This window comes from Stenotrophomonas sp. P5_B8, assembly GCF_054049855.1.
Genome location: NZ_JBFULO010000278.1, coordinates 1 through 5060, shown reverse-complemented (window position 1 = coordinate 5060; position 5060 = coordinate 1). Strand labels below are relative to the sequence as shown.

The window sequence follows — 5060 nt, the reverse complement described above, 5'->3', positions numbered from 1 at the left end:
GTCGTACGCCATGGATGGCGYACGCGAGCTTACATGGACGTACTTGCAGCGTGTCMCGCGAACCCACACACCCCCGCCCAATCCGGTAGCAAGCGGTCGATCACCGCACGTCGCTACCACCATCCTCGCGCGCGTCGCGCTTCTGCGCGCGGGCCTCGAGCGCCGCACGGCCCTCTTTCATCCCGGTGCGGATCTGGTTGATCCGCTCGCGCCACTCGGTCTTCAACTGCCAGTCGGCCATGCGCATCACCTCACCGGCACGATGCGCCACGCGCACCAGCCCGAGGTTGCCGGCCACGCCCTTGATCGCGTGCGCCTGCTCGCGCAGATGCACCCAGTCAGCGCGCTCGCCATCGGCGGCGGCCACCTCGATGCACTGCCGCGCATCCTCCAGGCATTGGCGAACGAACTCCTGCTCGAACGCCTCCCCCAACCCCAGCGACGCCAGCTCATCGAGCACGCCCGGATCGAGCACGCCGTCGGGCGCCACCGACACATGCACCACCGGCGCCGTGGCCCGCAACTGGTCGTTGGTGGCGATATCGGCCAGCGTATCCAGCAGCCGCACCGCCACCACCGGCTTGCCGAAGAAGGTGTGCGCGCCGGCCTGGGTGCACTGCTGGATCGCCTCGGGCGTCACATCGGCGCTGAGGATCAATACCGGTGTGCGCGGTGCACCGCCGGCCTGCATCACCCGCAGCTCCTTGAGCATGTCCAGCCCGCTCATCCCCGGCATGTGCAGATCGGCGATGGCCACGTCGTAATCGCTTTCGGCCAACGCATCCAGCACCGCCTCGGCATCGTTGACGCATACCACCTTGTGCCCGGCCTTCTGCAGCAGCCGCTGCAGCACCAGGCGATTGGCCTGATGATCGTCGGCCACCAGAATCTTCATGCTGCGCACGCGTGCGCGATGGCGCAGGAACGGGTCGGCAAACGCGATCACGTTGTTGCCGCTGCCGGGCACGCTCTCGCCGACCACCGCCGGGGTGAACTCGCCGGCGACCACCGGGGGAAGTGCAAACGGCAGCTCGAACCAGAAGCAGCTGCCCTGCGGCGGGTTCTCGGCAAAGCCGATCTGCCCGCCCATCGCCTCCACCAGGCCCTTGGCAATGGTCGTGCCCAGCCCGGTGCCCTCGTGCCGACGCGCCATGMTCACATCGGCCTGCTCGAAGGCCTCGAACAACCGCGGACGCATGGCCGGGACCACGCCGATACCGGTATCGAGGATGTCGAACCGGATCCGCACGTTGCCCTGCCCGTCATCGCGCAGCAGCGACACCCGGATCTCGACCTTGCCGTGGTCGGTGAACTTGACCGCGTTGCCAGCCAGGTTGAGCAGGATCTGCCGCAGATGGCCCAGGTCGCCGCGCAGCCGCGCCGGCACCGCGTCATCCACCTTGACCTGGTAGGCCAGACGCTTGACCTTGGCCTGCGGCAACAGGATCAGCCCGATGGACTGCATCACATCGGCCAGCGAGAAATCCTCGGCCAGCACCCGCAGCTTGCCCGCCTCGATGGCCGAGATGTCCAGCACCTCCTCCACCAGTGCCAGCAGGCTGCGGGAGGAGGCCTGGATGGTGCTGACGCACTCGCGCTGCTCTTCATCCAGCTGCGTGGTGGCCAGCACTTCGGTCATCCCCGACAGGCCATTGAGCGGCGTGCGGAATTCATGGCTCATGTTGGCCAGGAACCGGCTCTTGGCCTCGCTGGCGCGACGCGCCTCGTCCATGGCGTGGGTCAACTGACGCAGCAGGCTGGAGAAGTACAGCGGCACCGCCGCCAACCCGAGCCAGAGCCCGAAGCCCAGGCGACCGTTCTGTTCCCAATAGGGCGTGGCCAACATGGTGTAGCCGAAGCTGCCCAGCGCCATGGCCACGGCTGCGTACAGATAATTGTTCCCGTAGCGCATGCCGTTGCCCACGGTCACCCACATCACCACGATGTAGACCCACGCCAGCGGCTCGCCCATCTGCACCATGCCTGCGGCGATCAGGCCGTAATCGGCCAGCATCCCGGCGATACGCCGCGGATCCGAGCGCGCCGGCCGCACCAGCAGCCAGGCAAACAGCGTGATCGACAGGAACAGCCCGGTCAGCACGATCGCCAGCACGCCGTGATGCTGCGCCGGCGGCAGGTCGTGGCGCACGCTGGGCATGAGCACATAGCCCAGGATCAGCGTGATCAACACGATACGCACGATGGCCTGGCCGTGCTCGCTGTCCGAACGCTTGGTCAGGCGCTCCTTTACCTGCAGGTAGAGGCGATGCACCGGTCCCACCGCCGCCGTACGCGGGTCGGCGGCGGCCGGGGGCGCGGCCCGGCTGATGCCGACGAAGTACAGCGGGGTCATGCCCAGTCCCAGCAGCAGTCCCCAGCCGAGTAGATGGTGTCCGGCCCAGTACGGGGAAAACAGGAGTGCGCAGAGGAACGCCGCGCAGCCCATCGCGGTGGCGGCATGCAGGTAGCCGCGCCCATAGCGCATGCCATTGCCGATGGTGACCCAAAGCAGCACCACATACAGCAACGCCGCCGGTTCTCCCTGCAGGGTCATGATCGCGCCCATGCAGGCGTAATCGGTGACCATCCCCACGGTACGCCGCGCGCGCGACACGCCCGGTCGCGCCAACAGACCCGCCAGCAACAGCATCGCCACGGCCAGCTCGACTGCCAGGATCAGCCACGTCACGCGCAGAATGTCGCCCCCCACCTGCGTATAGCGCCAGCCGAGATAGCCGATGAACAACGCGGTGATCGCAATCCGGATGAAGTTCTGGAGGTGCTCGCTGTCGGGTCGATTGGACAGCCGCGCACGCAGCTCGGCGAGGATGCCGCGGCCGGCGTTGGAGCCATTCGACGCGCGTCGTCCCGCGTGTGCCGACCGGCTCACGTGGATGAGAGCGGCGGCCACGACCAGCGTCGCACCGATCCACCACTGCGCGGGCGCGAGCACCGCCAGTGCGACCAGCGACACCAGCGTGGCAGGAAAGAACCGGACGAACGCATGGCCGCGCATCGTGTCCAGCCGCTGCTTGAGGCGCTGGAGCAGGCCATGCATGTCACATCCCCGGGCGGGTCGAGGCGGTCGAGTGCTGGGCGCAGATTTCGTCCAGCTGTTGCCGGCCGCGCAGCAGCGCGTCCACGCAACGCGGGTCGAACAGCCGGCCACGCTGTGCGTAGAGGTAGGCCAACGTCGCTTCCATCGTCCATGCTTCCTTGTACGGTCGGGGTGAGATCAGGGCATCGAATACATCGGCAACCGCCACGATCCGCGCTTCCAGCGGGATCGCATCGCCGATCAGGCCGTCGGGATACCCGCTGCCGTCATAACGTTCGTGATGGCGCAGTGCGATCAACGCACCGACCTGGATGAAACGGTTCTGGCTGCCGCTCAGCAGCTCATAGCCGATACGCGGGTGCCGGCGCATGATCGCCAGCTCCTCTTCGTTGAGCTTGCCCTGCTTGAGCAGCACCGCATCGGGGATGGCGATCTTGCCCATATCGTGCAGGGGCGCCGCCATCTCGATCAGCTTGCACTCGTCCTCGGGCAGGCCGAGCTGCTCGGCGATCAACCCGGCCACGTGCGCCATGCGCTCCAGGTAGGCACTGGTGCCGGCATCACGGAACTCGATCGCACGCGCCAGCCGCGACAGCGTTTCGCGTTCGCGCTCTTCCACTTCATGCATGCTGGCCAGCAGGCGCTGTTCCAGCGACAGCGCGCGTTGCTTGACGTTTTCCGACTGCTGGCGCAACTGCAAGAGGTTGTAGCAGCGCGCGCGCAGTTCGCGCGGGCGGATCGGCTTGACCAGGAAATCGATGACGCCCGCTTCGAGCGCGGCCTGGCGGATCGGCTCGTCACCGACCACGGTGATCAGGATCACCGGGATGTCGCGGTGCTTGGGCAACCGGCGGAAGCGGCGGGCGAACTCCAGCCCATCCATCTCCGGCATGCGGTAGTCGAGCAGCAGCAGGTCCACCGGGTGCGATTCGCACCAGGCCAGCGCGGTGAGCGGATCCCCGAAGTCGTGCACGCTCAGTTCCGGCGCGATGTCCTCGATGACATGACGGAGCATGGTGCGCGCGGACGTCTGGTCGTCAACGATGACAATATTCAAGGATGCTTCCGCCGTCTTCCTGGACCACACTGGAACATGCTGCGGAGAGAATACTCCGCCACTCTGCACACTGGCACCTTGCATGGATCCGCCTCCCGTCGTGATCTCCCGGTTCATGATCGTGGTCGCGGTGTGATGCGGATGTCACGCACCACCGGACCGATCATCGCCCTGGCCATCACGGCGTCTACCGGGAAGGCCACGCAGAAACCATACGCGCGCGGCCACCTCAGCGGAACCCCGCCCCGGCTGCCCTCCCTTGGCAGCCGGACCTACGTCTCAGTTTTCCGGACGCATATAGGGGAACAGCAGTACATCACGAATCGAACTGCTGCCGGTGAGCAGCATCACCAGACGGTCGATGCCGATACCCAGGCCGCCGGTCGGGGCCATGCCGTACTCCAGCGCACGGATGTAATCGGCGTCGTAGTGCATGGCCTCGTCGTCGCCGCCTTCCTTGGCCGTCACCTGGGCCTGGAAACGGGCGGCCTGGTCTTCCGGGTCGTTCAACTCGGAGAAGCCGTTGGCCAGTTCCTTGCCGTTGATGAACAGCTCGAAGCGGTCGGTGTAGCCGGGCTGGTCGTCGTTGGCACGGGCCAGGGGGGAGACCTCGACCGGGTGGTCGGTGATGAAGGTCGGCTGCACCAGCGTGTGCTCGACGGTAGCTTCGAAGATCTCCAGCAGCAGCTTGCCCCAGCCGTAGGACGGCTTGATGCGGATCTTCAGGCGCTCGCAATGGGCAGCCAGCGCGTCGCGGTCGGTGCAGTCGGCGGCGCTGATTTCCGGGTTGTGGTGGCGCACCGCCTCGTCCATGCGCCAGCGGCGGAAGGCCGGGGCCAGGTCGATGGTGGCGCCGTCCCAGGTCACCGTAGTCGTGCCCAGCACCTGGTTGGCCACGTCGCGGATCACCCCTTCGGTCAGGTCCATCACTTCGGTGTACGTGGC

The 5060-nt window shown here is 66.7% G+C and carries 3 protein-coding genes; all 3 read right to left on the bottom strand.

The features are described 5' to 3' along the window. Positions 1-100 precede the first annotated feature (100 nt). Positions 101-3058, bottom strand: a complete 2958-nt coding sequence (locus ACXJKH_RS14335) for an ATP-binding protein (protein WP_457320225.1) — start codon at positions 3056-3058, stop codon at positions 101-103. Between the two features lies 1 nt (position 3059). Then, positions 3060-4199, bottom strand: a complete 1140-nt coding sequence (locus ACXJKH_RS14330) for a response regulator (RefSeq protein WP_256777169.1) — start codon at positions 4197-4199, stop codon at positions 3060-3062. A 195-nt stretch (positions 4200-4394) separates the two neighbouring features. Then, positions 4395-5060 (bottom strand): amino acid--tRNA ligase-related protein (locus tag ACXJKH_RS14325; protein ID WP_457320222.1); only part of this gene is annotated, 666 nt, incomplete at its 5' end.